This is a genomic window from Stenotrophomonas sp. YJH_SMC_19 (assembly GCF_059367915.1).
This window is the reverse complement of sequence record NZ_JCAFRI010000005.1, coordinates 12,681-39,051: the sequence shown is the minus strand read 5'-3', so window position 1 is coordinate 39,051 and position 26,371 is coordinate 12,681. Positions and strand designations below refer to the sequence as shown.

28 protein-coding genes, 1 tRNA gene and 1 other RNA gene are annotated in these 26,371 nt (G+C 67.6%); 7 read left to right on the top strand and 23 right to left on the bottom strand.

All coding sequences use genetic code 11. The features are described from left to right. The first annotated feature begins 55 nt into the window (after positions 1-55). Positions 56-1,048 carry a YiiG family protein gene (locus AC5P5R_RS07730; protein WP_164281699.1) on the top strand — a complete coding sequence of 331 codons (993 nt, stop codon included), beginning with the start codon at positions 56-58 and terminating at the stop codon, positions 1,046-1,048. Between the two features lie 55 nt (positions 1,049-1,103). Here AC5P5R_RS07730 and AC5P5R_RS07725 read toward each other — a convergent pair whose 3' ends face one another. Further along, positions 1,104-1,976, bottom strand: a complete 873-nt coding sequence (locus AC5P5R_RS07725; protein ID WP_100438082.1) for an ion transporter — start codon at positions 1,974-1,976, stop codon at positions 1,104-1,106. Between the two features lie 63 nt (positions 1,977-2,039). Between AC5P5R_RS07725 and AC5P5R_RS07720 the strand changes: the two genes are divergently transcribed. Continuing rightward, complete coding sequence (locus AC5P5R_RS07720) at positions 2,040-3,266, top strand: acetylornithine transaminase (RefSeq protein ID WP_005414378.1); 1,227 nt, start codon at positions 2,040-2,042, stop codon at positions 3,264-3,266. 53 nt (positions 3,267-3,319) lie between these two features. Here AC5P5R_RS07720 and AC5P5R_RS07715 read toward each other — a convergent pair whose 3' ends face one another. Continuing rightward, complete coding sequence (locus AC5P5R_RS07715; RefSeq protein WP_099472591.1) at positions 3,320-3,922, bottom strand: HAD-IA family hydrolase; 603 nt, start codon at positions 3,920-3,922, stop codon at positions 3,320-3,322. A 122-nt stretch (positions 3,923-4,044) separates the two neighbouring features. On the opposite strand from AC5P5R_RS07715, the gene azu reads away from it, so the two are divergent. Further along, positions 4,045-4,494, top strand: coding sequence for an azurin (gene azu, locus AC5P5R_RS07710; protein ID WP_005410908.1), 450 nt, complete (start codon positions 4,045-4,047; stop codon positions 4,492-4,494). Between the two features lie 72 nt (positions 4,495-4,566). Here the strand turns inward: azu and hemL are convergent, their stop codons facing one another. Together hemL and thiE are read right to left on the bottom strand one after the other, a co-directional pair. After that, positions 4,567-5,856: a glutamate-1-semialdehyde 2,1-aminomutase gene (gene hemL / locus AC5P5R_RS07705; RefSeq protein ID WP_100438081.1), complete on the bottom strand. Its 1,290-nt coding sequence runs from the start codon at positions 5,854-5,856 to the stop codon at positions 4,567-4,569. A 16-nt stretch (positions 5,857-5,872) separates the two neighbouring features. Beyond that, positions 5,873-6,499 carry a thiamine phosphate synthase gene (gene thiE, locus AC5P5R_RS07700; protein WP_005414374.1) on the bottom strand — a complete coding sequence of 209 codons (627 nt, stop codon included), beginning with the start codon at positions 6,497-6,499 and terminating at the stop codon, positions 5,873-5,875. A gap of 67 nt (positions 6,500-6,566) precedes the next feature. On the opposite strand from thiE, the gene AC5P5R_RS07695 reads away from it, so the two are divergent. Further along, the gene (locus tag AC5P5R_RS07695; protein WP_012481171.1) at positions 6,567-6,758 is read left to right on the top strand and encodes a rubredoxin; all 192 of its coding nucleotides are present in this window, start codon (positions 6,567-6,569) and stop codon (positions 6,756-6,758) included. Between the two features lie 78 nt (positions 6,759-6,836). Here the strand turns inward: AC5P5R_RS07695 and AC5P5R_RS07690 are convergent, their stop codons facing one another. The 8 genes from AC5P5R_RS07690 to AC5P5R_RS07655 all read right to left on the bottom strand — a co-directional run bounded on the left by AC5P5R_RS07690 (position 6,837) and on the right by AC5P5R_RS07655 (position 10,912). Then, positions 6,837-7,682 (bottom strand): SirB1 family protein, encoded by an 846-nt coding sequence (locus AC5P5R_RS07690; RefSeq protein ID WP_005410904.1) that lies wholly within the window; start codon positions 7,680-7,682, stop codon positions 6,837-6,839. Between the two features lie 144 nt (positions 7,683-7,826). Continuing rightward, positions 7,827-8,270: a DUF192 domain-containing protein gene (locus tag AC5P5R_RS07685; protein WP_049421686.1), complete on the bottom strand. Its 444-nt coding sequence runs from the start codon at positions 8,268-8,270 to the stop codon at positions 7,827-7,829. A gap of 21 nt (positions 8,271-8,291) precedes the next feature. Beyond that, positions 8,292-8,939 carry a ribose-5-phosphate isomerase RpiA gene (gene rpiA, locus AC5P5R_RS07680; protein WP_005410902.1) on the bottom strand — a complete coding sequence of 216 codons (648 nt, stop codon included), beginning with the start codon at positions 8,937-8,939 and terminating at the stop codon, positions 8,292-8,294. Between the two features lie 22 nt (positions 8,940-8,961). Then, positions 8,962-9,441 carry an EVE domain-containing protein gene (locus tag AC5P5R_RS07675; RefSeq protein WP_005410901.1) on the bottom strand — a complete coding sequence of 160 codons (480 nt, stop codon included), beginning with the start codon at positions 9,439-9,441 and terminating at the stop codon, positions 8,962-8,964. Next, entirely contained in the window at positions 9,438-10,031 is a 594-nt protein-coding gene (locus AC5P5R_RS07670; RefSeq protein WP_043034081.1) for a 5-formyltetrahydrofolate cyclo-ligase, read from the bottom strand. The genes AC5P5R_RS07675 and AC5P5R_RS07670 overlap by 4 nt, the downstream gene beginning before the upstream one ends. Before the next feature lie 83 nt (positions 10,032-10,114). Then, positions 10,115-10,300, bottom strand: a non-coding RNA gene (gene ssrS / locus AC5P5R_RS07665) — 6S RNA. Positions 10,301-10,397: 97 nt separating this feature from the next. Next, entirely contained in the window at positions 10,398-10,694 is a 297-nt protein-coding gene (locus AC5P5R_RS07660) for a cell division protein ZapA (protein ID WP_005410899.1), read from the bottom strand. Continuing rightward, positions 10,691-10,912, bottom strand: a complete 222-nt coding sequence (locus AC5P5R_RS07655; RefSeq protein WP_005410898.1) for a TIGR02449 family protein — start codon at positions 10,910-10,912, stop codon at positions 10,691-10,693. The genes AC5P5R_RS07660 and AC5P5R_RS07655 overlap by 4 nt, the downstream gene beginning before the upstream one ends. Positions 10,913-11,065: 153 nt before the next feature. Between AC5P5R_RS07655 and AC5P5R_RS07650 the strand changes: the two genes are divergently transcribed. Both AC5P5R_RS07650 and AC5P5R_RS07645 read left to right on the top strand, forming a co-directional pair. Beyond that, positions 11,066-11,614 (top strand): YecA/YgfB family protein, encoded by a 549-nt coding sequence (locus AC5P5R_RS07650; RefSeq protein ID WP_014648288.1) that lies wholly within the window; start codon positions 11,066-11,068, stop codon positions 11,612-11,614. 5 nt (positions 11,615-11,619) lie between these two features. Beyond that, positions 11,620-12,942, top strand: a complete 1,323-nt coding sequence (locus AC5P5R_RS07645) for an aminopeptidase P N-terminal domain-containing protein (protein ID WP_086016280.1) — start codon at positions 11,620-11,622, stop codon at positions 12,940-12,942. A gap of 559 nt (positions 12,943-13,501) precedes the next feature. On the opposite strand, the gene pepQ is transcribed toward AC5P5R_RS07645, so the two are convergent. The 7 genes from pepQ to rph form a co-directional block, all read right to left on the bottom strand. Further along, positions 13,502-14,833, bottom strand: a complete 1,332-nt coding sequence (pepQ, locus tag AC5P5R_RS07640; RefSeq protein WP_043034083.1) for a Xaa-Pro dipeptidase — start codon at positions 14,831-14,833, stop codon at positions 13,502-13,504. 75 nt (positions 14,834-14,908) lie between these two features. Beyond that, positions 14,909-15,283, bottom strand: a complete 375-nt coding sequence (locus AC5P5R_RS07635; RefSeq protein WP_005410894.1) for a PilZ domain-containing protein — start codon at positions 15,281-15,283, stop codon at positions 14,909-14,911. Then, positions 15,280-17,559 (bottom strand): DUF1631 family protein, encoded by a 2,280-nt coding sequence (locus tag AC5P5R_RS07630; protein WP_164281752.1) that lies wholly within the window; start codon positions 17,557-17,559, stop codon positions 15,280-15,282. Before AC5P5R_RS07630 ends, AC5P5R_RS07635 begins: the two co-directional genes overlap by 4 nt. A 202-nt stretch (positions 17,560-17,761) precedes the next feature. Then, positions 17,762-18,988 carry a radical SAM family heme chaperone HemW gene (gene hemW / locus AC5P5R_RS07625; protein ID WP_043034085.1) on the bottom strand — a complete coding sequence of 409 codons (1,227 nt, stop codon included), beginning with the start codon at positions 18,986-18,988 and terminating at the stop codon, positions 17,762-17,764. 56 nt (positions 18,989-19,044) lie between these two features. After that, positions 19,045-19,641: an RdgB/HAM1 family non-canonical purine NTP pyrophosphatase gene (gene rdgB, locus AC5P5R_RS07620; protein WP_005410891.1), complete on the bottom strand. Its 597-nt coding sequence runs from the start codon at positions 19,639-19,641 to the stop codon at positions 19,045-19,047. Continuing rightward, on the bottom strand, positions 19,638-20,027 hold the full coding sequence (locus AC5P5R_RS07615) for a VOC family protein (RefSeq protein ID WP_005414366.1): 390 nt from the start codon (positions 20,025-20,027) through the stop codon (positions 19,638-19,640). Before AC5P5R_RS07615 ends, rdgB begins: the two co-directional genes overlap by 4 nt. Continuing rightward, complete coding sequence (gene rph, locus AC5P5R_RS07610; protein WP_043034086.1) at positions 20,024-20,749, bottom strand: ribonuclease PH; 726 nt, start codon at positions 20,747-20,749, stop codon at positions 20,024-20,026. The genes AC5P5R_RS07615 and rph overlap by 4 nt, the downstream gene beginning before the upstream one ends. 124 nt (positions 20,750-20,873) lie before the next feature. On the opposite strand from rph, the gene AC5P5R_RS07605 reads away from it, so the two are divergent. Beyond that, entirely contained in the window at positions 20,874-21,734 is an 861-nt protein-coding gene (locus AC5P5R_RS07605) for a YicC/YloC family endoribonuclease (RefSeq protein WP_005410888.1), read from the top strand. A gap of 57 nt (positions 21,735-21,791) precedes the next feature. Here the strand turns inward: AC5P5R_RS07605 and selD are convergent, their stop codons facing one another. The 4 genes from selD to selA form a co-directional block, all read right to left on the bottom strand. Continuing rightward, on the bottom strand, positions 21,792-22,871 hold the full coding sequence (selD, locus tag AC5P5R_RS07600; RefSeq protein WP_100438080.1) for a selenide, water dikinase SelD: 1,080 nt from the start codon (positions 22,869-22,871) through the stop codon (positions 21,792-21,794). 26 nt (positions 22,872-22,897) lie between these two features. Beyond that, positions 22,898-22,993, bottom strand: a tRNA-Sec gene (locus AC5P5R_RS07595). Between the two features lie 24 nt (positions 22,994-23,017). Next, positions 23,018-24,949, bottom strand: a complete 1,932-nt coding sequence (selB, locus tag AC5P5R_RS07590) for a selenocysteine-specific translation elongation factor (RefSeq protein ID WP_099484848.1) — start codon at positions 24,947-24,949, stop codon at positions 23,018-23,020. Beyond that, entirely contained in the window at positions 24,946-26,370 is a 1,425-nt protein-coding gene (gene selA / locus AC5P5R_RS07585; RefSeq protein WP_164281753.1) for an L-seryl-tRNA(Sec) selenium transferase, read from the bottom strand. Before selA ends, selB begins: the two co-directional genes overlap by 4 nt. Position 26,371 lies beyond the last annotated feature (1 nt).

Below are 26,371 nucleotides of genomic sequence, written 5' to 3'. Positions count from 1 at the left end.
GGCCTGCTGCGCTAGAATGTGCGTCTGTAATCGTTTTCAACAGGGATGTGAACACATGCCACGCACTCTTTCCGTCGCGGCGCTGGCCGCTTCGCTGTCGTTGATCCTGGCCGCCTGCGGTGGCAAGGCACCCGCCGCTGCGGGCGGCGGCGCTGCCTCCGGCACGCCGGACGCCAGCGCGGCGCCGTCCGACCCGCAGCAGCAGTTGACCGCCAAGCTCAACGCCTACATCGGCTGCTTCAACGCGCTTGATTCGAAGACCCACGGCAGCATCGAGTCCTATACGCGCTGGATCAAGGATGTCGCCGCCGGCCCGACCGGTCGCGAGACACAGGTGTACGGTCCGTTCGAGATCAGCGATTACGACATGAAGCAGTGCGATGCCCCCGTGACCGAGGCGATCGCTGCCAAGCCAGTGCTGGCCGAACTCGATGCTGCTGCCGGCCACTACCAGCAGGCGCTGAAGGCGCTGGTGCCGATCAGCAAGGACGCGCACGACTACTACGATCGCCAGGACTACGAAGACGACCAGTTCGCCAAGGGCAAGCAGCTGCACGCGCCCTTGATGGCCGCCTTCAAGGATTTCGTGGCTGCCAGCGAAACGTTCAATGCCGAGCTGGAGCGCCAGAACGACGCCGCCCAGCGCGAGCAGCTCAAGGCACTGGAGCAGGCCGAGGGTCGCACGCGCGAGTACTACCGCCTGACGATGATGCTGGAAGCCAAGGCCATCATGGATCTGATGAGCGAGGATGATTTCGATCAGGCCAAGGCCCGCGAGCGTCTGGATGCGTTCAACCGCATTTCCGACGAAGCGCATGCGAAGGTGGCTGATCAGGAACCGGGCAAGCTGGACTGGAACAGCTTCGAGCGTGAGGCCGAGAACTTCCGTCGGGAAGGCAAGGCGCGGCTGCAGCGCGTCAGCGAGAAAGAGCCTTACACCGATTTCGAACGACGCATGCTTGATTCGCCGTCGATGGCGCCGCGTGGATCGGCCAGCAAGCTGATGCAGGAATACAACACGCTCGTTTTCCAGAGCAACCGCCAGTAGTGCTCCCGCTCATGGCGTGATCAGCGTGCGCCGGTGTACATCGCCGGCGCTCGCATCAATGACTGAACGCATCCGACAGCTTGCCGCCGCACTTGCGGCAGTGCAGTGCATCCGGTTCATGGCCTTCCAGCCCACAGTCCGGGCAGCCACGCGCATCGCGGCGTGCGGCCTGCTCGGCTTCACGCATGGTGCTGGCCAGTTCGGCGGTGTAGATGCCGGTGGGCACGGCGATGATGCTGTAGCCGATCAGGATCAGCACCGAGGTGACGAAGCGGCCGAGCACGGTCTGCGGCACGATATCGCCGAAGCCGACCGTGGCCATGGTCACCACCGCCCAGTACATGCTGGCCGGGATGTTGGTGAAACCGTGTTCGGGGCCCTCGATCACGTACATCAGCGCACCGGCGATGATGGTGATGGTGATCACCGTGAACAGGAACACCAGTACCTTGCGCCGGCTGCGCCACAGCGACGTCATCAGGACGCCGCTTTCCTCGATGTAGCGGGTCAGCTTCAGGATGCGGAACACCCGCAGGATGCGCAGCGCGCGCACCACCAGCAGGCTCTGCGCGCCGGGGATGAACATCGACAGGTAGGCGGGCAGGATCGACAGCAGGTCGATGATACCCCAGATGCTCACTGCATACCGCAGCGGGCGCTTGACCACCGCCAGCCGCAGCAGGTACTCGGCGGTGAAGATGATCGTGAATCCCCATTCCAGGATGTACAGGCCGGTGGACCATTCGGCATGCAGGTGCTGCACGCTGTCGATCATCACCACCAGGATGCTGGCGACGATCGCCACCACCAGGATCAGGTCGAAATTGCGCGAAGGGCGGGTGTCATGGCGGTAGATGATGTCGAACCACCGACGGCGCCAGCCGGTCTCGGTGGCGGGGTTGAGCTGGGGGGCGGAAAACGGTCGCATGGGCGCATTGTGCCGCAGGGGTTCCGGCGCGAGAATGGGCGTTCCTGAACCCTGCCGACTGCCATGACCGCCGCGACCGATCCGCTGATCTCCCTTTCGCACTATTACCTGCCGGTCTACAAGCCCCGCCAGGTGGTACTGGAGCGAGGCCAGGGCGCCCGCGTATGGGACAGCCAGGGCCGTGAGTTCATCGACCTGGCTGCCGGCATCGCCGTGTGCGGCCTGGGCCACAACGATCCGGACCTGGTGGCCGCGCTGGTCGAGCAGGCCGGCAAGCTCTGGCACACCAGCAACGTGTTCTACAGCGCACCGCCGCTGCACCTGGCCGAGGAACTGGTGAAGGCCAGTCGCTTCGCCGAGCGGGTGTTCCTGTGCAACTCCGGCGCCGAAGCCAACGAAGTGGCGATCAAGATGGTCCGCAAGTGGGCCTCCAGCCAGGGCCGCCCGGCCGACAAGCGCGTCATCATCACCTTCCGTGGCAGCTTCCACGGCCGCACCATGGGCGCGGTGACCGCTACCGCCCAGCCGAAGTACCAGGAAGGCTACGAGCCGCTGCCGGGTGGCTTCCGCTACATCGATTTCAACGACGAAGTGCAGCTGGAAACCGCGATGGCCGCCGGTGACGTGGCGGCGGTGATGCTGGAGCCGATCCAGGGCGAGGGCGGCGTGATGCCGGCCAAGTCCGGCTTCCTCAAGCGCGTGCGCGAACTGTGCGACCAGCACGACGCGCTGCTGGTGCTGGACGAGATCCAGGCCGGCATGGGCCGCACCGGCACGCTGTTCGCGCACTGGCAGGACGACGTGGTGCCGGACATGGTCACCCTGGCCAAGGCACTGGGTGGCGGCTTCCCGATCGGTGCGATGCTGGCCGGCCCGAAGGTGGCCGAGACCATGCAGTTTGGCGCGCACGGCACCACCTTCGGTGGCAACCCGCTGGCCGCTGCGGTGGCCCGCGTGGCGCTGCGCAAGCTGGCCTCGTCGGAGATCGCCGCCAACGTCAGCCGCCAGTCGAAGGCGCTGCGCGATGGCTTCGCGCGCATCAACGAAGAGTTCGGCGTGTTCAGCGAGGTGCGTGGCCGCGGCCTGATGCTGGGTGCGGTGCTGAGCAAGGACTTCGCCGGCCAGGCTGGTGCGATCCTCGACCACGCTGCCGGGCAGGGGCTGCTGACCCTGCAGGCGGGCCCGGACGTGCTGCGCTTCGTGCCGTCGCTGAACATCACCGACGAAGAAGTGGCTGAAGGCCTCAAGCGCCTGCGCGCGGCAATTGCCGCGTTCATCGCCGCGCGCTGACGCCCTGGCGTCGGGGTCGGATCCCTCTCCTGCGGAGAGGGCTCTGACCCCGATCAGCCCACCGCGTAACGCTTCAACACCTTGCCCAGCCCACGGCCATCGCGCACGGTTTCCGCGTGCAGGCCGGCGGCGCGTGCGCCGCGCACGTTGGCGAACAGGTCATCGATGAACAGCGTGCGCGCAGGTGCCACGTCCAGTGCTTCCAGCGTGCGCAGGAACACCGCGGGCGCCGGTTTGCGCAGGCCGAACTCCGCGCTGCAGAACACGCGGCCCTGCAGGGCAGGGAACAGTTCCGGTAGCAGAGTCGGCAAGGCCTGCTGCATCAGTGCGCCATTGTTGGTCAGCACCGCCATCGGCAGCTGCAGGGCCTGCAGCCGCTGCAGCACGGCCGGCTGTGGATGGCTGGCGGCCTGTCGCGCCGCGATCCACGTGTGTACATCAACGGTACGGCCCAGCTGTTTGCTCAGCTGCGCCAGATAGGCCGGGCCATCCAGCGTGCCATTGTCATGTGCCGCTTCCAGCCCGCTGTCGTACAGCGCGGCCTGCACGGTTTCCGGCGCGACATCCAGCGCCTGTGCCAGATGCAGCACGCGCTGCGCGCGCTGGTACTGCACCAGCACGCCATCCACATCCAGCAGCAACAGATCGATCCGCATCGGCCGAGCATGCCATCGCGGTGGATGCGCGGAAACCCTGGAGTGCGCGTGCGACAGACGGTCGCAGACGCGGCCACAGGGGGCTGCCTAGAATGGCGTTTGAATCCGCAGGAGATGCAACGATGAAGGCTTGGATGGTGGCAGTGGGACTGGGCGCGCTGATGCTGGCGCCGTCGGCGATGGCGCGGGTGTGTGCGGTCAGCATCGACAGCACCGACCAGATGAGCTTCAGCAGCCGCGAGATCAAGGTCGCCGCCGACTGCACCGCCGTGGACCTGACCCTGCGCCACACCGGCAAGCTGGCTGTCACCGCGATGGGTCACAACTGGGTGCTGACCCGTACCGCCGATTACCAGCCGGTGGCGATGGCGGGCATGCGCATGACCCTGGCCGACAGCTACCTGCCGAAGGCCGACAAGCGCGTGCTGGCGCACACCAAGGTGATCGGCGGTGGCGAGACCACGCGCGTGCGCTTCTCCACCCAGGGCCTGCAGAAGGGCGGTGACTACACCTTCTTCTGCTCGTTCCCCGGCCACTTCGCGATGATGAAGGGCAAGTTCGTCTTCGGTTGAAAAAAAGGGGACGGAGGGGATTAAGTCGTTTGTGCACAAACGACTTAATCCCCTCCGTCCCCTTTTTTGCGATCAGCCCTTGGCAGCCTTGAACGCCACGCGTGCTGCGGCCAGCGTCGCCTCGATCACGGCATCGTCGTGCGCGCTGGACAGGAAGCCGGCCTCGTACGCCGACGGGGCCAGGAACACGCCCTGCTCCAGCATCGCGTGGAAGAAGCGGTTGAACGCCGGAATGTCACAGGCGGTGGCCTGCACATAGGTCTCCACCTTCTCGCTGGTGAAGAACAGCCCGAACATCGCACCCACGCAGGTGGTGGTCACGGCCACACCGGCGTCGGCGGCGGCCGCTTCCAGACCGGCACACAGGCGTGCGGTGCGCTCGGCCAGGTCGGCATGGAAACCCGGCTGCTGGACCAGCTCCAGCATCGCCAGGCCGGCGGCCATTGCCACCGGATTGCCGCTCAGCGTGCCGGCCTGGTAGATCGGGCCGGCCGGTGCGATCTGCTGCATCAGCTCGCGGCGACCACCATAGGCACCCACCGGCATGCCACCGCCGATGATCTTGCCGAAAGTGGTCAGGTCCGGGGTAATGCCGTAATGCGCCTGCGCACCGCCAAGGGCAACACGGAAGCCGGTCATCACTTCGTCGAAGATCAGCAGCGCGCCATGCTTCGTGCACAGCGCACGCAGGTGTTGCAGGTAGCCCTCGCGCGGCGGGATGCAGTTGGCGTTGCCGACCACCGGTTCGATGATCAGGCCGGCGATGTCGTCACCCTGCTGTTCGAACAGGGCGGTGGCCGCTTCGAAGTCGTTGTAGGGCAGGGTCAGGGTCAGTTCGCTCAGGCCGGCCGGGACGCCCGGCGAGGTCGGCACGCCCAGGGTCAGCATGCCGCTGCCGGCCTTGACCAGGAACGAGTCGCCGTGGCCGTGGTAGCAGCCTTCGAACTTGACGATGCGGTTGCGGCCGGTGGCGCCACGCGCCAGGCGGATCGCCGACAGCGTGGCCTCGGTGCCGGAGTTGACCATGCGCACCATCTCGCACGATGGCACCAGGCGGGTGATGGTCTCGGCCATGGTGACTTCGGCCGCGCACGGCGCACCGAAGGACAGGCCATTGTCGATCGCCTTCTTCACCGCCTGGCGCACGGCCGGGTGGTTGTGGCCGACGATCATCGGGCCCCAGGAACCGACGTAGTCGATGTAGCGGTTGCCATCGACGTCGTACAGGTAGGCGCCATCGGCGCGTTCAACGAAGAACGGCTCGCCGCCGACCGACTTGAACGCACGTACCGGCGAATTGACGCCGCCCGGCAGCAGCTGCTGGGCACGGGAGAACAGGGCGTGGGACTGGTCGTGGTTCATGGGGCTTTCCTGGGCATTACGCGAACTGGGCGAGATAGGCGCGCTGGGTCGCGACCGGGTCCGATGCGGCATAGATACCGCTGACCACGGCCACCAGATCGGCGCCGGCGTCGATGATGGGACCGACATTGTCCGGCGTCAGGCCGCCGATCGCCACCCGCGGCACGCCGAGTGCGGCGCTTTGCCGCAGCAGGTCGGTGTGGGCGCGGCTGCTGGTGACCTTGGTGGTGGTCGGGAAGAAGGCGCCGAAGGCCACATAGCTGGCGCCGGCCGCCACGGCCTTCTCTGCATTGGCCAGCTGGTCGTAGCAGGAGGCGCCGATGATGGCCTCGGCACCGAGCAGCGCGCGCGCGCTGGGGATGTCCCCGTCGGTGCCGCCCAGATGCACGCCGGCCGCGCCCACGGCCTTGGCCAGCACCGGATCGTCGTTGACGATCAGCGGCACGCCGTGGGCGGCGCACAGGCCTTGCAGGGCCGCCGCCTGTTCCTGCCGCAGCGCGTCGCTGGCGGTCTTGTTGCGGTACTGCAGCCAGGTGGCACCCGCGGCCAGCAGCGGCGCGGTACGGGCCAGCAGGCGCGCGGTATCTGGCTCGTCGGGGGTGATCAGGTAGACGCCGCGGGGCGCAGGGGAAGCAGAAGTCATCGATGGCTACCGGTGCGTGGGCTGCAATGGGACAATGGCGGCCCGTGAATCCAGCCCCGATTATCCGATGAGCGACGCCAGCCCCACCACCCTGCGAACCTGGATGTGCGTGGTCTGCGGCTTCCTGTACAGCGAAGCGGAAGGCTTGCCGGAGGAGGGTATTGAGCCCGGGACGCGTTGGGAGGACATTCCCGAGACCTGGACCTGCCCGGACTGCGGGGTGACCAAGGCCGATTTCGAGATGGTCGAGGTCGACTGACCGGCGGGCAACCCGGCCCATCCTGTGGGTGCGGACCGTTGGGGTGGGTGTGGACCGTTGGTCCACACACCGACACCCTCAATGCAGCCGCGGCACCGGCCCGCCGAGGTCGATCAGCTTCTCGCGCAGCCACTGCGCATCGCTGGCCTCGGGATTGCGCTTCAGGTACTGCCCCAGGTCATGGCGGGCACCGGCCAGATACTCCAGTTGCAGGTACGCCAGGCCGCGGTCGCGCAGCGCGTCGTCCTGCTCGGGCGCCAGTTTCAGCAGGCGGTCGGCACTGCGTGCGGCACGATCCCATTCACCGGCTTCGGCGTAGACACCATGCAGGTTGCGCAGCATGCGCATCAGGATCGCGCGCGCCGGCGCCGGGTCGAGGATCTGCGCCAGCACCTGGTCATCGGGCATCTGTCCGCCCAGGTGTGACTTGGCGCGTTCGCGCAGTTCGTCCACGTCCAGTGGCCGGCCACCGTTGAACGGGTCCATCACCAGCACGCCGTCGTCCACCGGCAAGCGCACCAGGAAGTGGCCGGGGAAGGACACGCCATCCAACGGTATGCCGAGCCGGCGCGCGACTTCCATCTGCACCAGCGCCAACGAGATCGGATTGCCCAGGCGCCGCTCGAACACCTGGTTGAGGTAGCTGTTGCGCGGGTCGTAATACTCGTCGTGGTCGCCGCTGTAGCCCAGCTCGTCGAACAGGTGGCGGTTGATCGCCGCCATTTTCAGTGGGCTGTTGTCGATGCTCTCCACTTCCGAACGGAGGTGGTCGACATGGCTCTGGATCAGCGCGTCGTAGGTGGACGGCTGCAGATCGGGGTATTCATCGCGCGCGATCAGCAGCGCGGTCGGCAACAAGGGCAGCGCCTCGTCTTCGAGGTCGGCCAGTGCATCCCAGTCGGGGAGTGTGATCCGGTCCTGCATGACCACAGACTGGCGTCATTCGCAGGCGGTTTCAAGCGGTGCCGCGTGAAAAATCCGGGGGTCAGATCCCTTTCGCGTGCGAAAGGGAGCTGACCCCTGCAGGGTTGCCGGCCAGCGGTCGGCACTACCGCGGGCAGAACCCTGTTACTCGATGCCTGGGCCGAACTTCAGCTCCGTGCCGTCCTTCAGCTTGAGCTTCTCGGCCTGGCCGGCGTTGAGCTCCAGCACATAGCGCGCCGGGCCACCGCTGGGGTAGGGCGGGCACATGTCACCGGCCGAGCACGGCGGCACATCGCGCTGCTGGCTGACCAGCTTGCGCTGGCTGTCGAAGTACAGGATGTCCAGCGCAAGCTTGGTGTTCTTCATCCAGTACGCCTGCATTTCCTCGCGGTCGTGGATGAACAGCATGCCGTGGTCGGCGGCCATCTGGTCGCGGAACATCAACCCGCGCGCGCGGGTTTCATCGTTGGTGGCCAGCTCCACCTGGTAGCGGGCGCCATCCAGCTCGACCCAGTGGCGGGCCGCGTCGGTGGCACAGCCGGCCAGGGCCAGCAGCGGAAGCATCAGCAGCGAACGCAACAGCGACATCGTCAGGATCCTTCGAAAGGGTCAGAGCACGACCGGCGGCTCGCCACCGACGATCACCACATCGGCGCGGCGGCGGGCGAACAGGCCGACGCAGACCACGCCCGGCAGCTGGTTGAGCTCGCGCTCCAGCTTTTCCGGATCGGTGATCTGCAGGTTGTGGATGTCCAGGATCTGGTTGCCGTTGTCGGTGACCACGCCTTCGCGCCAGGTCGGCTGGCCGCCGGTCATGTCGCGGATCTGGCGGGCGACCAGGCTGCGCGCCATCGGGATCACTTCCACCGGCAGCGGGAACCTGCCCAGTACCGGCACCTGCTTGCTCGGGTCGATGATGCAGATGAAGCGCTCGCTGGCCTCGGCGATGATCTTCTCGCGGGTCAGCGCGGCGCCGCCGCCCTTGATCAGGCACTTGTTGGCGTCGCACTCATCGGCGCCATCGACGTACAGCGACAGGTTGCCGCTGTGGTTCAGCTCGATCACCTCGATGCCGTGCTGCTTCAGGCGCGCGGTGCTCTGCTCGGAGCTGGACACAGCGCCCTTGATGCGGTGCTGGATGCGGGCCAGGGCATCGATGAAATAGGCCACGGTGGAACCGGTGCCGACACCGACGATCATGCCGTCTTCAACGTACTCGATGGCTTTCTCGGCGGCCAGGCGCTTGGCTTCGGACATGGGAGAACTCTCAGGCAGGGAATCAGGATTTCTTTTCCAGCGACAGCAGCAGCTTCCACTGCGCGGCGGTCACCGGGAACACCGACAGGCGGTTGCCCTTGGCAACCAGCGGGAAGCCCTCGCCGAGTTCTTCGGCGTGCAGCTTGATCTCGTCCAGCGCGATCACCTGCTTGAGCTTGCGGTCGAAGGCCACGTCCACCAGCATCCAGCGCGGGTTTTCGCGCGTGCTCTTGGGGTCGTGGTAGTCGGATTTCGGATCGAACTGGGTGTCGTCCGGGTAGGCCGTACTGGCCACGGTGGCCAGGCCGACGATGCCGGGCACCTTGGTATTGGAGTGGTAGAACAGGATGCCGTCGCCCACCTGCATGCCATCACGCATGAAGTTGCGCGCCTGATAGTTGCGCACCCCGTTCCAGGGTTCGACCTTGACCTTGGCCAGGTCATCGATGGAGAAGGCGTCCGGTTCGGACTTCATCAGCCAGTAGCGCTTGCGGGCGGTCATGCGTTCACGGGGGCAGCGGAGGGGAACAGGGTGCCGTCTTCGGTGCAGATCGCATCCACCGGCACGTCCCACGACGCCACCGGCAAGGACTCGACCTGCTGCACCGCGAACGCAGCACCGACCAGCCAGGGCGGCGCCGGCCGGTCGTGGCGGAAGGCGAAGCTGCGATCATACCAGCCGCCCCCCATGCCCAGCCGCCGGCACTGCGTGTCGAAACCCACCAGCGGGGCCACCACCAGCGCCATCTGTGCTGGTTCCAGGGTGTCTTCCAGCGCCACGTCCGGCTCGGGAATGCCGTAGCGGTTGCTGGTCAGCGGCTGCCCCGGCCGCCACGGCGCGAAGCGCAGCACGTCGCCGGCCAGCACCGGCAGGCAGTAGGTGAGGCCTTCGGGCAACTGCAACTGCCAGCGGTGCAGGGCGATCTCGCCATCCAGCGCCCAGTAGCCGGCCACGGCGCCTTCGCGCGGGGCGAACGGCAGGGCGAGCAGGGCATCGGCAAGCGATTCGGCGGCGGCGATGCGCTCAACGGCGGAAAGGTCGCGGCGGCGTTGCCGCAGGTCGTGGCGCAGGGCCTGGCGCGGGTCGGTCATGGCAGCGTGCGGCAAGGATCAGCCGTCATTGTGCCGGAAAGAACAAGGGCGACGCCCGAAGACGCCGCCCTTGCTGGAATATTGCATTCTCCGCAATGTCGATGCATGCGAAACGACCTTGAACCCGGGGGCTCAAGTGGGAACGCTGGAGAACCATCGGGCTTCCCGCTGCAAGGCGGACCTGCACTCCCGGCGCTGTCGCGCTCCCGGTGTCGTTCTTAAGGGACAAGGCGAATGTTTGCACATGCCGTCGAGTACCGCAGAGAACGCGTGGCCATTATAGCCAGCACGCGGGATCTGGATAGGCCGTTCGTCGGCAACAGTCCGTGCCAATTCAGATATGAGAAGACGCGTTTTGCACGATTTTCAGGGGGTGCCGTCGATGGCGCGGTCCAGGCGCCGGTTCAGGTCGGCCAGGGTCTGCTGCAGGGCCACGGCCTGGCGGGCGTTTTCGTCGCGCAGCAGCTGCAGTTCGTGGGCCAGGTTCAGCGCGGCCAGTACGGCAACGCGATCAACCGCGGCCATGCGGTTGCTGCCGCGGATCTCGCGCATGCGCGCATCCAGCAGGCGCGCGGCGGCCATCAGGCTGTCACGTTCATCGCCACCGACGCCCACGGTGTATTCGCGATCGAGGATGCGGACACTGACCGGTTCGGCGCTCATGTGTGCTGCTCCAGGGATTTGAGCCGGCTGATCATTGCTTCCACCCGCGAACGTGCCTGCTCATTCTTGGCCAGCAGCGTCGAGCGCTCGGCCACCAGCTGCTCCTGCTGGTGGCGCAGGCTGCGGTTCTCCTCGGCCAGGCGCTGGTTGCGTTCAAGCAACGCTTCCACGCGGGCGGCGAAGTCCTGCAGCTGGGCAAGGGGATCGGCGGGTTCCATGCGGGCACGATAGGCAAGCCGGGTAAGGGCGGTCAAGCGTTGTCGCAGCAAGGCTGGACGGCTGCGGAGAGGATGCCGTCGGGTTGCTACACTACGGGGTCTCACGGGCGCGCGCGTGCGCGCCCCGGGTTTCCTTTCCGAACGAGCCGCACGATGACCGAACTTCCCTCCGTCGACGACGTTACCCGCGCCAGCCAGGAACTGGGCCTGGGCGCCACCGCTGCCGAGCTGCACGGCGCGCTGTGTGGCTGGCTGGCCGCCGGCGGCGCCCCCGGCAACGACTGGCCGGCGCGCGTGCTGGCCGACGACAACCTGCCGCCGGTGGCTGCCGACAGCGTGCTGGGGCAGCTGCTGCAGGCCACCATCAAGCAGCTGGAAGACCGCGACTTCGCCTTCGAGCTGCTGCTGACCGACGGCGACGATGTATCCGCGCAGGCCGATGCCATGTTCAGCTGGACCCGTTCCTTCCTGGGCGGCTTCGGCCTGGGCAGCGGCGGCCGCCGCCCGACCCTGTCCGAAGAGGGCGAGGAAGCGCTGACCGACATGGCCAGCCTGGCGCGTGCCTCCAGCGAGGATTTCGAGGCCGGTGGCGATGACGACGACGAAGCCCTGTCGGAGATCGAGGAATTCATCCGCGTGGCGGTGCTCTTGCTGCACGGCGACGTGGTGCTGGCCTCGCGCCATCGTCAGCGCCTGAACTGATGGACATCAAGCAGCGCACCGGCATTGCCGCCGGCGAGTACAAGCGTCGCCGCCGCCAGCTGATGGACATGGCCGGCGAGGACGCGATCCTGGTGCTGCCGGCCGCGGCCGAGAAGGTGCGCAGCCTCGATACCCATTATCCGTTCCGGCAGGATTCGGATTTCCAGTACCTGAGCGGCTTCCCGGAGCCGGAAGCAGTGCTGGTACTGATCCCGGGCCGACGCCACGGCGAGGCCATCCTGTTCTGCCGCGAGCGCGATGCCGAACGCGAAGCCTGGGACGGCAGCCGCGCCGGCCAGGAAGGCGCGGTGGCGCAGTACGGCATGGACGACGCCTACCCGATCGATGATCTGGACGACATCCTGCCGGGCCTGCTGGAAGGCCGTTCGCGCGTCTACTACCACTTCGGCCGGGATGCCGACTTCGACCTGAAGCTGATCGGCTGGGTCAACCGCGTGCGTTCGCAGGTGCGCCACGGTGCGCAGCCGCCGCACGAGTTCCTCGAACTGGGCCACCTGCTGCACGAGCAGCGCCTGTTCAAGTCCGGTGCCGAAGTGGCGTTGATGCACCACGCCGCGCAGATCAGCGTGCGTGCGCATCTGGCCGCGATGAGGGCCGCCAGGGCCGGCATCCACGAGTACGAACTGCAGGCGGAGCTGGAACGCGTGTTCCGCGCCAACGACGCCGTGCCGGCCTATTGCAGCATCGTCGGCGCCGGCCGCAACGGCTGCATCCTGCATTACCGCGACAACAACGCGCGTTCGCGCGACGGCGAGCTGGTGCTGATCGACGCCGGTGCCGAGTACCGTGGCTACGCCAGTGACATCACCCGCACGTTCCCGGTGAATGGCCGCTTCAGCGCTGAGCAGCGTGCACTGCACGACCTGGTCGGCGATGCGCAGGCCGCTGCGTTGGCCCAGGCCAGGCCGGGCGTGCCGTACGAAGCCGGTCACCTCGCCGCAGTGCAGACCCTGACCGAGGGCCTGCTGCGGCTGGGCCTGCTGAAGGGTACGCTGGAAAAGAACCTGGCCGAAGGCCTGTACCAGCGCTTCTACCGGCACAAGACCGGGCACTGGATCGGCATGGACGTGCACGACGTGGGCGACTACCGCCTGGCGGGTGACTCGCGTCTGCTGGAGCCGGGCATGGCGTTCACCATCGAGCCCGGGTTGTACATCGGCGTGGATGACACGACGGTGGAACCGCGCTGGCGCGGTATCGGCATCCGTACCGAGGATGACGTGCTGATCACCGATGACGGCCATCGCGTGCTGACCGAAGGCCTGGCGCGCAGCGCCGACGAGATTGAAGCGGTGATGGCGGGGTAAGGGGTGTTCTGCAGGGCTTGCAGCCCTGCACCTGCTGCAATCAACGGCAACTGCCAATGCCAGAGCGGCATTCCGTGGGATGGCGGGGCGGTGTGGGTGGTCAGGACACGCCGTAAACCCATCCATGGGGGCTCGATGGCGCCATCCATGGCGCCAACGGTCCTGCCCACCCACACCGCCCCACCCCTGACAGATTCCTGTGGCTGTTGGTGGGTGCCGACCGTTGGTCGGCACATCTGTCAGATATCGAATGAATCATCCACGCATGGCGTGGATCTACGGGCAATTGCGATTGTTGGCACGCGCGGCTGTTGGTAGGTGTCGACCTTGGTCGACACAGAGCGAGCGCAGCGAGCGACCCGCTTTTGCTTTTCTTTTTCTTTTCCGTGGTTGGACGCGCGCAGGAAACTGTCAAAGGCCGGGCGGGGTGGGTTTGCAGGACCGTTGGCGCCATGGATGGCGCCATCGAGCCCCCATGGATGGGTTTACGGCGTGTCCTGCAAACCCACCCCGCCCGGCAAAGCGCGGCTTTTGCTCCAAGCGACCAACCACGAGGGGCTCAGCCGTTCGCCGCCGCAAACGCCGGCCGCGTCAGGTTGTCCGCCTCGCCATCAGTGCACAGCACTTCGTCTTCAATGCGGATGCCACCATACGGACGGAAGAAATCCACGCGCTCCCAGTTGATCGCATCACCATGGCCGGCGTCCTTCACTTCGTTCAACAGCATGTCGATGAAGTACAGGCCTGGCTCGATGGTCACCACCATGCCCGGTTCCAGCACGCGGGTCAGGCGCAGGTAGGGATGGCCGGCCGGGCGCTCGATGCGGCCACCTTCGTCGCTGGCGGCGAAGCCGGCCACGTCGTGCACCTGCAGGCCGATCAGGTGGCCGATGCCGTGCGGGAAGAATGCGGCGCTGACGCCGGTCTCCAGCGCGGTCTGTGGCGACACCTTGATCACGCCGAAGTCCTTCAGCACGCCCATCAGCGAAAGATGTGCGTCCACGTGCAGCTGCTTGTAGTCGAAGCCCGGGCGCACCGCTGCGCACATCTGCTGCTGGGCGGCGTCGACGGCCGCAATCATCGCGGCGAATTCGTCGTGGCCCTGCGCGGCGTAGGTGCGGGTGATGTCGCTGGCATAGCCGTGCGCACTGGCGCCGGCGTCGATCAGGAAGCTGCGCAGCGGCTGCGGTGCCTTGCGGCCCAGCTCGGTGTAATGCAGCACGGCGGCGTGTTCGTTCAACGCCACGATGTTGCCGTAGGGCAGCTCGTTGGCATCCTGGCCGACGGCCTGGCAGTACGCCATGTGGATGCTGAATTCGTCGGCACCGTTGCGGAACGCGGCCTCGGCGGCGCGGTGGCCGCGCACGCCCAGCACCTGGGCCTGGCGCATCAGTGCGATTTCATACGGTGTCTTGCTGCCGCGGTGCCATTCCAGGTAGTTCACCACCGGCGCTGGATTGTTCGGCATGTAGTTGCCCAGTGCGCTCTGCGGCTCGCCCAGGATCGCGCAGCGCGACGGGTCGGCCGGCAGCAGGGCCAGCGCCTCTTCGGGCTTGCGGATGATGTGGATGTCGAAGTGCTCCACCCACCAGCCACTGGGGGCGTCCGGTACCACGTGCCAGTAGTCGAAGGGCTGGTGGAAGATCACTGCCGGGCGCTTGCCCGGGGTGAACACGATCCAGCTGTTGGGCACGCGGGTCAGCGGCAGCCAGGCCTTGAACTGCGGGTTGACCGCATACGGGTAGTCGCGGTCGTCGAACACCTGGTAGTGCAGGGTGCCGCTGGGCACCACCAGATGGTCGAAGCCGCCGCGGGCCAGCGCCTGTTCGGCGCGTCGGCACAGCACGGCCAGGTGGTCGGAATACAGGGCGCCGGGGTCTTGCTGGATCATTGCGGTGGCTCGACACGGAAAACGGCCCTTGATTCTGCCGCATACCGCGAAAAACCGCTGTGCCGGAACCGGCACTCAGGCCGTCGAAACCGGTCCCTCGTCGCTGTCCTCGCCCACCCACTGCCGCAGCAGCTGCCGATGTTCGCGCGACAGGGTCAGGAAGCGGAAGCCGGTCCAGCTCTGCCCGGGAACGTGTGCGGGCTCGCTCCACAGCAGATGCACGCCTACGTCGATGGCCTGCTGGCGGCCATCACCCAATGGCAAGGGAAAGCGCAGCTGGTACAGCGCATCCTCGCGCAGCGGCATGCTGGCCAGCATCAGCATGCCAGTTTCGGAGACATTGCCGAGGCGCCCGACCACGCACTCGCGCATCTGGTCGGTAACCGGCACCAGGTCCGAGACCTGGCGGCGCGGCGCGCGGCGGGTGTCCTGCGGCGGTACGGCTTTCATGCGGGGGTCTCCTGTGCGCGAGCCGTGGCCAGTGCGCGCAGCGCACCGAGGCTGGCTTCCCAGGCACGGTCGACCAGCCGGCCCTTGTCTTCGGTGACCAGCTGCGCGCGCCCGGCACTGATCTGCCGTGCCAGCGCATCCAGGTCGGTATCGGTGATCTTCTGCCCGCGCGCATTGACGAACAACGCGTGGCCGGTCAGCAGGCTGTACCAGGACAGGCGCTGGCGGCGCATCGTGCCATCGCCCGTGTCGATGTCGAACCAACTGCCGAACGGCAGGCTGGACAGTTGTTGGTAGGCCGCTTCTTCGGCGCTGCTGCGCGGCGTGGCAGGTGCGGCGCCACTGTTCGTGCCGGCGTGCTCGCCCAGGCGCGCACGTGCCTTGAGGCGTGCGCTGAGCTCGGTACGCGAGGTGCTTTCATCCTCGCCGCCGGGCGTGGCCAGCCTGCGCGCGACAGCGGCGGCTTCCTCGGCGTGGTAGCCGACCTGCAGCAATGCGGCCTCCACGTCCGCTGCCAGTGCGGTATCGGTGCCGCCGGGGGCGTCGATGGCCTGCGCGGTGATGGCAGCGATGCGCTCGGTCTGTTGCAGGCGCTCCTGCCATTGCGGTGAATCGTCGCCATGGCGCAGGCGGGTGAGGGTCAGTGCATCGGCCCAGGCCTGGCGCAGCAAGGTCTGCACGAAACGCGGTGGCGACCGGGTGTCGCAGCACTGGTCGATCTGTGCGGTGGCCTGGCGACGGGCCAGTTCCAATCGTTCCTTGCCGCGCGCGGCTTCCACATGGCGGCGCTCGGCCAGTTCGGCACGATGGGCCGCCGCGCGCTGGTGCTGCTGCACGTCTTCACTGGCGGCGGCAAAGACTTCCGGCGCACGCGCATCCTGCCCCAGCAGGCCCTGCACGCTCTGCGCCATGCGCTGCAGCAGCTGCGGGTCGACATCCTCATCGCCCAGCCAGTTGGCGCCGACTTCGGCGATCTGATTGAGCAGCTCACGCGCGGGGTGTTCGTCGCGCACGAAGAAGCCCGGATCGGCCATGGCGGCGCGTGCCAGGGGTACCTGCAGGCGGGCCAGCAGCGCGGCCGGCACTGGATCGGGACGCTGTTGCTGTTGCACCTGCTGCATCAGCATGCGCAGCAGGTCGAGGTTGTCCCGGTCGTGACTGCCCAGCTGGGCCTGCGCACCATGCTCGCTGCGCAGCTGCGCGACCACGGCAGCCTGCAGGTCGGCCACACCGGTTGCCGCACTGGACTGGGCCTGCAGGCGCGCGAGTACCGCGTCGACTGCCGCGCTGGGCACCGCGCCGCTGTCCCCCGGGGCAGGGCTGCCGTGCCGTGCCTGCTGCAGCAGCTCATGCAGTGCACTGCCAGTGGAGGTGGTCACGCCCGGCGTGGCGGGGCCGGCTGCGCCGCCCTCGTGGAAGGCGTCCTGTACCAGGCTGGACCAGGAGCCGGCCGGTGCCGAACCGTTCCAGCCGGTCAAGGGGGCTGCGGTGCGCTTGGCCGGCTGCGTGGTGCGGCCGCCCCCCACCGACTGGGTGATGATCCGCCGCGTGCTCGACGAGCGTGCCAGGTAGGGGGTGTAGACCAGCCCCGGCAGTACACCGGACTGGGCCAGCAGGGCATTGGCACGGTCAAGGATATCGCCCAGCCGTTCCAGCACCTGCCGTTCGAAACTGCGATACAGCGCCAGCTGTACCTCGACGCTCAGCGCGTCCTGTTCGGCAATCCGGCGCACCATCGCGCACAGTGCCTGCGGTGCCAGTGGCAGGGTGTCGGCCTCGAAGGCCGGCGCCGCCGCCAGCACGCCCAGGCGTTGGCCCAGCAGGTTCAGTGTGTTGGTTGAACGCAGGGTTTCGCGCCGCACCATCTCGGTCAGCAGCAGGTCGCGATCCACTTCGTGCTCATCAACCAGCGACAGCCCGAGCATGCCCGGCAGCGCTGGCGGCCCAGCACTGGTACTGACACCGCTGACCGGTTCGCGCAACCGCGCGAGGGCGCCGGCCACGGCATCGAGCATGCGATCGGCGAAATGGCCGGCGAAGGCGTGCAGCTGTCCACGCTGGGCCATCAGCTCGGCCTGCTGCTGCGGATTGCGTGCGCGGTCGGCGTCGTGCAGCAGGGTCTGCTCCAGCGCCTCGACGGTCAGGATCAGGGGCGCCGCCAGCGTCTGCCGGCACAGGCCGATCAGCGCGCCCAGCAGCTCACGTACCCGCGGTGGCAGATCGCTGGCGGCCAGGCGGTTCTTGTCGGCAGGAGTGATGGAAAAGACAGCTGACATCGGCAGGCGGTACCCGGATTCCCGCGGATCGATCTGGTGAATCTACCGTGTCGGCCGATGTCGGCGCTACTTTAGGCTGAACGTGAATCGCATCCGCCGGGCCTGGCCCGACCGATGAACGGTAGTGCCGGCCGCTGGCCGGCAGATATGTCTTCACCGGATTGCCGGCCAGCGGCCGGAACGATCCTCTGTCAGGCGAGGATCAATCTTCCAGGAACAGGCTCACCACATCGTTGGTGAAGCGGCGGCCCAGCTCGGTCGGCTGCACATGCCCATCGGTCATGTCCAGCCAGCCGCGCTGCACGGCCTCGGCCAGGGGAGCGTCCAGCACGCTGCGCGGCAGCCCCGTGCGCGACTCGAAATCGCGCAGGCCAAAACCTTCGTGCAGGCGCAGCAGGTTGAGCATGTATTCGAACGGCAGGCGCTCCGGCGCGATCACATCGTCGCCGCCGAACGAGGCGGGCGTGCCGGCGCTGTCCAGGTAGGCCTGCGGGTGCTTCAGCTTCCAACGCCGCAGCACATGCTCCTCGGCGCCGGAACTGATCTTGCCGTGCGCGCCGGCACCGATGCCCAGGTAGTCGCCGAAGCGCCAGTAGTTCAGGTTGTGCGCGCTCTGCCGGCCGGGGCGCGCATAGGCGCTGACCTCGTACTGGCCGAAACCGGCCTGTGCCAGCAATGCCTGGCAGTGTTCCTGCATGTCCCAGGCGTTGTCTTCATCTGGAATGCCCTGCGGCGGCCGCGCGAAGAACACCGTATTCGGTTCCAGGGTCAGCTGGTAGTGGGAGATGTGTGCCGGCTGCAGCGCGAACGCGCGTTCCAGGTCGGCCTCGGCACCGGCCAGGGTCTGTTCCGGCAGCGCGTACATCAGGTCGATGTTGAAGTTGTCGTAGCCCGCGTCCTGCGCCATCTTCACCGCGCGCTCGGCTTCGCCACTGTCGTGGATGCGGCCCAGGCGCTTGAGCATCGCATCGTCGAAACTCTGGATGCCGAAGCTGAGGCGGTTCACGCCGGCCGCGCGATAGCGGTCGAAGCGGCCATGCTCGGCGGTGCCCGGGTTGGTTTCCAGGGTGATTTCGGCATTGGGTGCGAAACGCAGGCGTGCGTTGGCCTGTTGCAGGAAGCGGTCGATCGCCTCCGGCGGGAACAGGCTGGGCGTGCCGCCACCGAAGAACACGCTGTGCACCACCCGGCCCCAGACCAGCGGCAGGTCCTGGTCGAGGTCGCGCAGCAGCGCATCGATATAAGCGTCGAACGGCAGCTCGCCCTTGGCCTGGTGCGAATTGAAATCGCAGTACGGGCATTTGCGCACGCACCACGGCAGGTGCACGTACAACGACAGCGGTGGCGGCACCAGCCGCGGCGGGTTGTCGTGGTCGGCGGAGCAGGCTTCGCCGGGCAGGTGGTTGCAGTGGTCGTGGGCGTGCGGCATGGGCTTCTTCGGTAGTGCCGGCCGCTGGCCGGCTTCCCTGGGTCGATCGGGTGGCGTCAGTACAGCGTCGCCAGCTGCTGCTTGAGCTGCTGCAGGGCAATGGCGCGGTGGCTGATGGCGTTCTTCAGTGCCGGCTCCATTTCCGCGGCGGTCAGGCCGTGGGTGGTGTCCAGGAATACCGGGTTGTAGCCGAAACCATTGGTGCCGCGCAGTTCGCGGATGATCTGGCCTTCCCAGCGGCCTTCGCAGATCAGCGGCTGCGGGTCGGTGGCGTGGCGCAGCAGCACGATCACCGCATAGAAGCGGGCGCTGCGCTGGCCATCGGGAATGTCGGCCATCGCGTCCAGCAGCTTGGCATTATTGGCCGCAGCATTGGTCGGGTGGCCGGCATAGCGTGCGCTGTACAGGCCCGGCGCACCGCCGAGGGCATCGACGATCAGGCCCGAATCATCGGCCAGCGCCGGCAGGCCGGTCGCTTCGCAGGCTGCGCGTGCCTTCAGCAGCGCGTTCTCGACGAAGGTCAGGCCGGTCTCTTCCACATCGCCCAGGCCCAGTTCGGCGGCCGAGGTGATCTGCAGCGGCAGATCGGCAAGGATCTCCTGCATCTCCACCAGCTTGCCGGCGTTGTGGCTGGCCAGTACCAGTTTCTTCATTGACGGGGCTCCAGCAGGTCCCAGGTGTTGCCATACAGATCGCGGAACACCGCAACCGTTGCATAGGGTTCTTCGCGCGGCGCTTCCAGGAACTCGACGCCGGCGGCGACCATCGCCGCGTGGTCGCGGCGGAAGTCGTCGGTGTTGAGGAAGAAGCCGACGCGGCCGCCGGTCTGGTTGCCGATGCGGCTGCGCTGTTCCTCGTCGCTGGCGCGGGCCAGCAGCAGCGCGGCGGCACTGCCGTCGGTCGGGCCGACCACCACCCAGCGCTTGTGGCCCTGGTCGATGTCCTCCAACAGTGCGAAGCCGAGCTTGCCGGTGTACCAGGCAATGGCTTCGTCATAGTCGGCCACCACCAGGGTGGTCAGGGCGATGCGGCGGTTCATGCCGACAGCGCCGCCTGCTGTGCGGCCAGCAGTTCGCCCACGCCCTTTTCGGCCAGGCCCAGCAGCGCATCCAGTTCATCGCGACGGAAGGCGTGGCCTTCGGCGGTGCCCTGCAGCTCGATGAAGCCGCCACCGTCGTTCATCACCACGTTCATGTCGGTGTCGCAGTCGCTGTCTTCGGCGTAGTCCAGGTCCAGCACCGGGGTGCCGCGGTACACGCCTACCGATACGGCGGCTACTGCGCCCAGGATCGGGTTGCGCTTGATGTCGCCACGCTTGATCAGCACGTTCACCGCATCGACCAGCGCCACGTAGGCGCCGGTGATGGCGGCGGTGCGGGTGCCACCGTCGGCCTGCAGCACGTCGCAGTCGAGGGTGATGGTGCGCTCGCCCAGCGCGTTGCGATCCACGCAGGCGCGCAGGCTGCGGCCGATCAGGCGCTGGATCTCCAGCGTGCGGCCACCCTGCTTGCCACGGGCCGCTTCACGGTCACTGCGGGTGTGGGTGGCGCGCGGCAGCATTCCGTACTCGGCGGTGACCCAGCCTTCGCCCTTGCCGCGCAGGAAGCCCGGCACGCGGTTCTCGACGCTGGCGGTGCACAGCACACGGGTTTCACCGAAGCACACCAGCACCGAACCTTCGGCGTGGCGGGTGAAGCCGCGTTGGATGACGACCGGGCGGAGCTGGTCGGGCTGGCGGCCGCTGGGGCGGGAATCGGACATGGTGCGGGTTCCGTAATGGCAAGGGAGTACGCCGCCACGCCCGCGGCCTTCACGGGGCGGGCAAGGGGGCTCTGGTGAGGGCGCTAGGGTACCATTCCCCCTTTGCACGCACCGGACACAATCCATGATTCGAAGCATGACCGCCTATGCCGGCGGCGAGCGGGTCACCCCGTGGGGCACGCTGGGCTGCGAGCTGCGCTCGGTCAACCACCGCTTCCTGGAGGTCGGCACCCGCCTGCCCGAGGAGCTGCGGGCGCTGGAACCGCAGCTGCGCGAGCGCATCGCCGCGCGCCTGAGCCGTGGCAAGCTGGATCTGGTGATGCGCCTGCGCGCGCCGGAAGCGGCGGCCAACCTTCAGGTGGACGAGGCCCTGCTGGGCCAGCTGGGCCGCCTGGCGCACCGCCTGACCTCCGATTTCCCCAACCTGCAGGTCAGCTTCACCGACCTGCTGCAGCTGCCGGGCGTGACCCGTGGCGAGGCCACCGACGCCGCCGCCCTGCAGGTCGAGGCGCTGGCGCTGCTGGACCAGGTGCTGGATGGCTTCGTCGAGGCCCGTGAGCGCGAAGGCGGCAAGTTGGCTGCGGCCATCAGCGAGCGCGTGGACGGCATCGAACGCATCGCCACCGAAGTGCGCACGCTGATTCCGGCCATTCGCGACGGCCAGCGCGCCAAGCTGGCCGCACGCCTGGCCGACCTGCCGCACCCGGTCGACCCCGGCCGCGCCGAGCAGGAACTGGTCCTGTGGCTGCAGAAGCTGGACGTGGATGAAGAGCTGGACCGCCTCGGCAGCCACATCGTCGAGATCCGCCGCGTGCTCAAGCAGCGCGAGCCGGTCGGTCGCCGCCTTGACTTCCTGCTGCAGGAGTTCAACCGCGAAGCCAATACGCTGGGCTCGAAGTCGGTGGACAGCCGTACGTCCAATGCCGCGGTGGAGCTGAAGGTGCTGATCGACCAGATCCGCGAACAGGTGCAGAACATCGAGTGATGTTGCATCCAGCGGTACAGCAGGGGCGCCTTCGGGCGCCCTTGTCGTTCCAGCGCATCAGCGCACGCTGACGCCCGGCGCTCCTTCGCTCAAACGCCCGACCACGGCTGCCTGGCCGAACCTCGCGTCGTGGAAGCAGGCCAGCACCGCATCCGTCGCTTCCGGGGCGCACGACACCAGCAGGCCACCGCTGGTCTGAGGGTCGGTCAGCAGTGGCTGCCAGTGTGCCGGCAACCCATCGGCGAAGCGCACCTCGGTGCCATAGGAGGCCCAGTTGCGGTTGGATGCGCCGGTCACGCAGCCACGCTGCAGCAGCTCCAGCGCCTGCGGCAGCAGCGGCACCTGTGCACTGTCCACCTCGGCAGCGACACCACTGGCGCGGCACACTTCCAGCAGGTGGCCGAGCAGGCCGAAGCCGGTGACGTCGGTCATGGCATGCACGCCGTCCAGCGCAGCCAGCGGCACGCCCACGGTGTTCAGGCGGGTGGTCGACGCGATCATCTGCTGGTAGCCGTCGGCGTCCAGCACTTCCTTCTTCAGTGCTGACGAATACACGCCCACGCCCAACGGCTTGCCCAGCACCAGCACGTCGCCGGCGCGGGCATCGGCATTGCGCTTGAGTCGTTGCGGGTCGAGCACGCCGATCGCAGCCAGGCCGTAGATGGGTTCCACCGAATCGATGCTGTGGCCACCAGCGACCACGATGCCAGCATCGGCGCAGGCGCGTTCGCCACCCTGCAGAATGCCGCGGATCGTGTCCTGCGGCAGCGTGTTGATCGGCATGCCGACGATGGCCAGTGCGAACAGCGGGCGCGCGCCCATCGCATACAGGTCCGACAGCGCGTTGGTGGCCGCGATGCGGCCGAAGTCGAACGGGTCGTCGACGATGGGCATGAAGAAATCAGTGGTGGCGACGATTGCCTGGCGATCATCGAGGCGATACACCGCGGCGTCGTCGCTGTTCTCACGGCCCACCAGCAGCTCAGCCGGTGCCGGAAGTGCTGGAACGCCACGCAGCAGTTCGCTCAGCACGCCCGGCGCGATCTTGCAGCCGCAGCCGCCGCCATGCGCGAGAGAGGTCAGTCGTTGCGGGGCATCGGCCGTTGAAGGGGCGGGGGACTGCGCGTGCGTGGCCATGCCGACATCTCCTGCGGGAACGCGAATGGCGGAAGGCAGCAGGAGTCGAACCTACCAGGGAACGATCGACGCCCCCTACTGGGTTTGAAGCCCAGCCGCATGCCCGGATGCGCATGCCTTCCGAAAGTACGGCGGTACCGGTGGGCTCAGTCGCGGGCTGCGTTCCACTGCAGGTCGCCGCGCGGCCGATGCTGGTCACCGACGCGTCGAGTGTAGCCAACGCGATTGAAGAACTCCAAGATCTGGATGCTGCGTTTGCGGCCCAGGCCGATGGCATCGCGGAACGTGGCCGCATCCACCGTGCCGCTGGCCTGTGACAGCTGCGCGACGATCGCGGCGAGTTCGGCAATGCACGCGGGTGCATAGAACAGGTCCGGCACCACCTGGAACAGCTCGCCACGTGCGGTGGCGCGGCGCAGGACGGCGCGGACTTCGTCTTCGGCCAGGCCGATCTCGGCAGCAAGGGTGCGCACCCACGGCGGATCGAAGCCACCGGCGTGCAGTTGCGGCAGCACGCGTTCCAGCAGCAGACGCTCGCGTTCCGGTGGCGCATGGTCATGCCCGGGCAGGCGCCACCAGGCACCCACGCGTTGCACGCTGCCGTCGTCCAGCAGGTCCTGCAGCAGCGCATTCCAGAGGCTCGCTGCAAGCGCGGGCAGGGTGCTGCGCTGCAGGCGGCCGCTGTCGACACCGGGTTCGTCCGGGCGTCGCTCATGCCATCCACGCAGTGAGGCGATCACCTGCTCGCGCAATGCCTGCCAGTGCGACACAAGGATGACTACCGTGTCTTCGCGGGTGACGATGCGTCGCGTGTCTGCAGGAAGATCGATCCGGTCGGCGGCGCGCCGGCAGTAGCGCTGCAGCGCGGCCATGGCAACGCCGAAGGGCGCCTGCTGCAACAGTGGACCGATTCCCGCACCCGCGGCCAGTTGCTCCAGTGCTCCCAGCCATGCGAGCCGTGCAGGACTGCGCCGGCGCCGCTGTGGCGGGTCCGGATCGAGCACAAGGCCGCCGCCCAGCGTGTGGGTGGCCGCTGAATCGCGGGCAATGAAGCGATCGCCACACATCGCACAGACCGGAGCATCGAACACCAGCTGCACCAACTGCCCATCACCGTGGTCATGGTCCTCCAGCAGCACCACATGGGCCTGCCGGTGCATGGTGCCCCAGTGGATATGCAGCGGTGCCCAGTCGCGCAACGGTGCGGCCAACGCGGACAGCCGCAACCGCACATCAACGCGGGTGGTGGCCAGCAGTGCGCGTGCGTCGGCGATCCAGTCACCGCGGCGGATGTCATCACGGGCGATGGCCGCCAGGTTCAGCGCGCAGCGCTGCCCGGCCATCGCGTGGTCACTGGCCTGGTTCTGCGCGTGGATGCTGCGTATGCGCACTTCAGTGGCGGCCGGCATCAGTTGCAGATGCTCACCCACCGAGGCGATGCCGCCGTGCACTGCGCCGGTCACCAGCGTGCCGTGGCCGGCCAGCGAGAACACGCGGTCCACCGGCATGCGGAACAGCTCGCTGCGCAGTTCGGCCTGGCGCGTGCTGGCGTCGTCCGCCGCCCACGCGTGCAGCTGGGTACGCAGCGCGTTGATGCCAGCATCGTCCGGTGCGGTGCTGTTGCAGGTGAACACAGGGGAATCCTGCAGCGGCGTGCCGGCCAGCAGGGCAGCGACCTCGATCTCGACCCGGGCCAGGCGCGCCGCATCCACACGGTCGATCTTGGTCAGCGCCACCGCACCCCGGTTCACGCCCAGCAGCTGCAGGATGGCCAGGTGCTCGCGGGTCTGTGGCATCACGCCGTCGTCGGCAGCGATGACCAGCAGGGCGACGTCGATACCCGTGGCGCCGGCCACCATCGTGTGCACGAAGCGCTCGTGGCCCGGCACGTCGACGAAACCCAGTGTCGCGACAGGACCTGTGCCGTCCCTGCGTTCCACAGGAACATAGGCATAGCCCAGCTCGATGGAAATACCACGCGTACGCTCTTCCTGCAGGCGATCGGTTTCGATGCCGGTCAGTGCCCGCACCAGGCTGGTCTTGCCATGGTCGATATGCCCGGCGGTGCCGACGATCATGCCTTCAGCGTGCTCCACTGGTCGAGGAAGCGCGCTTCGTCGGCGGGTTCCAGGCAGCGCAGGTCCAGCCACAACGCATCATCGGAGATGCGGCCCAGCACGGGTCGCGGCAGCTGACGCAGGCTCTTGGCCAGCAGATCCAGTCCGCCACGGCGCGCGCTGGTAATGCGCAGTCCGGCGCTGGCCAGCTGCGCCTGTGGCTGCGCGCCGCTGCCAATCTGGCTGTGCATCGAAGCAGGCTCGAGGCTGTAGTCCGCCGCCAGTGAGGCACGCATCGGCTGCAGCAGGCGCTGGGCCTGCGCATCAATGTCATCCTGCGTGCGCGAGAGCGTGCGCAGTGTCGGCAGCCGCTGTGCCAGCAGCTCGGGTTCGCGGTACAGGGCCAGCACCGCTTCCAGTGCGGCCAGGCCCATCTTGTCCATGCGCAGTGCCCGCTTCAGCGGGTTGCGGTTGATCCGTGCAATCAGGTCGGCGCGACCGGCGATGATGCCGGCCTGCGGGCCACCCAGCAGCTTGTCGCCGCTGAACGAAACCAGATCGGCGCCGTCCGCCAGTGTTTCCTGCACGGTGGGCTCGTGCGGCAGGCCGAACGTGGCCAGATCGCACAGGCTGCCACTGCCCAGGTCCACCACCAGCGGCAGGCCGTGTTCGTGCGCGATCGTGGCCATCGCCGCCGTGTCGACCTTGGCAGTGAATCCGCTGATCGCGTAGTTGCTGGCATGCACCTCCATCAGCAGCGCTGTGCGCGCGCCGATGGCGTTGGTGAAGTCGGCCGGATGGGTGCGGTTGGTGGTACCTACTTCCAGCAGCCGCGCGCCCGCGCTGCGCATCACATCGGGGATGCGGAAGGCACCACCGATCTCCACCAGCTCGCCGCGCGACACCACCACCTCGCGGCGGTTGGCCAGGCTGTTGAGCAGCAGCAGGACCGCTGCCGCATTGTTGTTGACCACAGTGGCGGCTTCGGCACCGGTCAGTTCGCAGATCAGTGCCTGTACCCGCGCATCGCGGTCGCCGCGACGGCCACGGATGACGTCGAACTCCAGATCGACCGGCGCGGTCATCGCGCGGGTGACTGCCTGCACCGCGGCCTCGGGCAGCAATGCGCGACCCAGGTTGGTATGCAGTACGGTGCCGGTCAGGTTGAACATCGCTTGCAGGTCCAGCCGTGCATCGGCTGCCAGTGCGGCCTCGACCGCTGCCACCAGCGCCGGGCCGTCGACCGCTTCCTGCAGCTGCGCGGTCGACAACTGGCTGGCGCTGACACGCTCACGCAGCACCTGCAGGTGCGAACGCAGCAGCTGGGTGATGCGGCTTCGACCGTGGCCTTCGATCAGTGGCGCCAGTGCAGGCAGGCGCAGCACCCGGTCCAGCGAGGGCAGGGCGGCGGCCGATGCCGGGGCGGGGGGCATGGCTGTCATC

What these genes read in the sequence shown, in the direction of transcription:
- AC5P5R_RS07670 (WP_043034081.1), bottom strand. Translation starts at nt 10,031, where the DNA reads ATGACCGACCCGCGCCAGGCCCTGCGCCACGACCTGCGGCAACGCCGC.
- AC5P5R_RS07690 (WP_005410904.1), bottom strand. Translation starts at nt 7,682, where the DNA reads ATGCAGGACCGGATCACACTCCCCGACTGGGATGCACTGGCCGACCTC.
- selD (WP_100438080.1), bottom strand. Translation starts at nt 22,871, where the DNA reads ATGGCCACGCACGCGCAGTCCCCCGCCCCTTCAACGGCCGATGCCCCG.
- AC5P5R_RS07720 (WP_005414378.1), top strand. Translation starts at nt 2,040, where the DNA reads ATGACCGCCGCGACCGATCCGCTGATCTCCCTTTCGCACTATTACCTG.
- AC5P5R_RS07730 (WP_164281699.1), top strand. Translation starts at nt 56, where the DNA reads ATGCCACGCACTCTTTCCGTCGCGGCGCTGGCCGCTTCGCTGTCGTTG.
- AC5P5R_RS07655 (WP_005410898.1), bottom strand. Translation starts at nt 10,912, where the DNA reads ATGGAACCCGCCGATCCCCTTGCCCAGCTGCAGGACTTCGCCGCCCGC.
- selA (WP_164281753.1), bottom strand. Translation starts at nt 26,370, where the DNA reads ATGACAGCCATGCCCCCCGCCCCGGCATCGGCCGCCGCCCTGCCCTCG.
- rdgB (WP_005410891.1), bottom strand. Translation starts at nt 19,641, where the DNA reads ATGAAGAAACTGGTACTGGCCAGCCACAACGCCGGCAAGCTGGTGGAG.
- AC5P5R_RS07725 (WP_100438082.1), bottom strand. Translation starts at nt 1,976, where the DNA reads ATGCGACCGTTTTCCGCCCCCCAGCTCAACCCCGCCACCGAGACCGGC.
- AC5P5R_RS07715 (WP_099472591.1), bottom strand. Translation starts at nt 3,922, where the DNA reads ATGCGGATCGATCTGTTGCTGCTGGATGTGGATGGCGTGCTGGTGCAG.
- AC5P5R_RS07695 (WP_012481171.1), top strand. Translation starts at nt 6,567, where the DNA reads ATGAGCGACGCCAGCCCCACCACCCTGCGAACCTGGATGTGCGTGGTC.
- rpiA (WP_005410902.1), bottom strand. Translation starts at nt 8,939, where the DNA reads ATGTCCGAAGCCAAGCGCCTGGCCGCCGAGAAAGCCATCGAGTACGTT.
- rph (WP_043034086.1), bottom strand. Translation starts at nt 20,749, where the DNA reads ATGTCCGATTCCCGCCCCAGCGGCCGCCAGCCCGACCAGCTCCGCCCG.
- selB (WP_099484848.1), bottom strand. Translation starts at nt 24,949, where the DNA reads ATGATCGTCGGCACCGCCGGGCATATCGACCATGGCAAGACCAGCCTG.
- pepQ (WP_043034083.1), bottom strand. Translation starts at nt 14,833, where the DNA reads ATGATCCAGCAAGACCCCGGCGCCCTGTATTCCGACCACCTGGCCGTG.
- AC5P5R_RS07605 (WP_005410888.1), top strand. Translation starts at nt 20,874, where the DNA reads ATGATTCGAAGCATGACCGCCTATGCCGGCGGCGAGCGGGTCACCCCG.
- AC5P5R_RS07630 (WP_164281752.1), bottom strand. Translation starts at nt 17,559, where the DNA reads ATGTCAGCTGTCTTTTCCATCACTCCTGCCGACAAGAACCGCCTGGCC.
- hemW (WP_043034085.1), bottom strand. Translation starts at nt 18,988, where the DNA reads ATGCCGCACGCCCACGACCACTGCAACCACCTGCCCGGCGAAGCCTGC.
- AC5P5R_RS07615 (WP_005414366.1), bottom strand. Translation starts at nt 20,027, where the DNA reads ATGAACCGCCGCATCGCCCTGACCACCCTGGTGGTGGCCGACTATGAC.
- AC5P5R_RS07650 (WP_014648288.1), top strand. Translation starts at nt 11,066, where the DNA reads ATGACCGAACTTCCCTCCGTCGACGACGTTACCCGCGCCAGCCAGGAA.
- azu (WP_005410908.1), top strand. Translation starts at nt 4,045, where the DNA reads ATGAAGGCTTGGATGGTGGCAGTGGGACTGGGCGCGCTGATGCTGGCG.
- AC5P5R_RS07660 (WP_005410899.1), bottom strand. Translation starts at nt 10,694, where the DNA reads ATGAGCGCCGAACCGGTCAGTGTCCGCATCCTCGATCGCGAATACACC.
- AC5P5R_RS07675 (WP_005410901.1), bottom strand. Translation starts at nt 9,441, where the DNA reads ATGACCGCCCGCAAGCGCTACTGGCTGATGAAGTCCGAACCGGACGCC.
- AC5P5R_RS07635 (WP_005410894.1), bottom strand. Translation starts at nt 15,283, where the DNA reads ATGAAAGCCGTACCGCCGCAGGACACCCGCCGCGCGCCGCGCCGCCAG.
- thiE (WP_005414374.1), bottom strand. Translation starts at nt 6,499, where the DNA reads ATGACTTCTGCTTCCCCTGCGCCCCGCGGCGTCTACCTGATCACCCCC.
- AC5P5R_RS07685 (WP_049421686.1), bottom strand. Translation starts at nt 8,270, where the DNA reads ATGTCGCTGTTGCGTTCGCTGCTGATGCTTCCGCTGCTGGCCCTGGCC.
- hemL (WP_100438081.1), bottom strand. Translation starts at nt 5,856, where the DNA reads ATGAACCACGACCAGTCCCACGCCCTGTTCTCCCGTGCCCAGCAGCTG.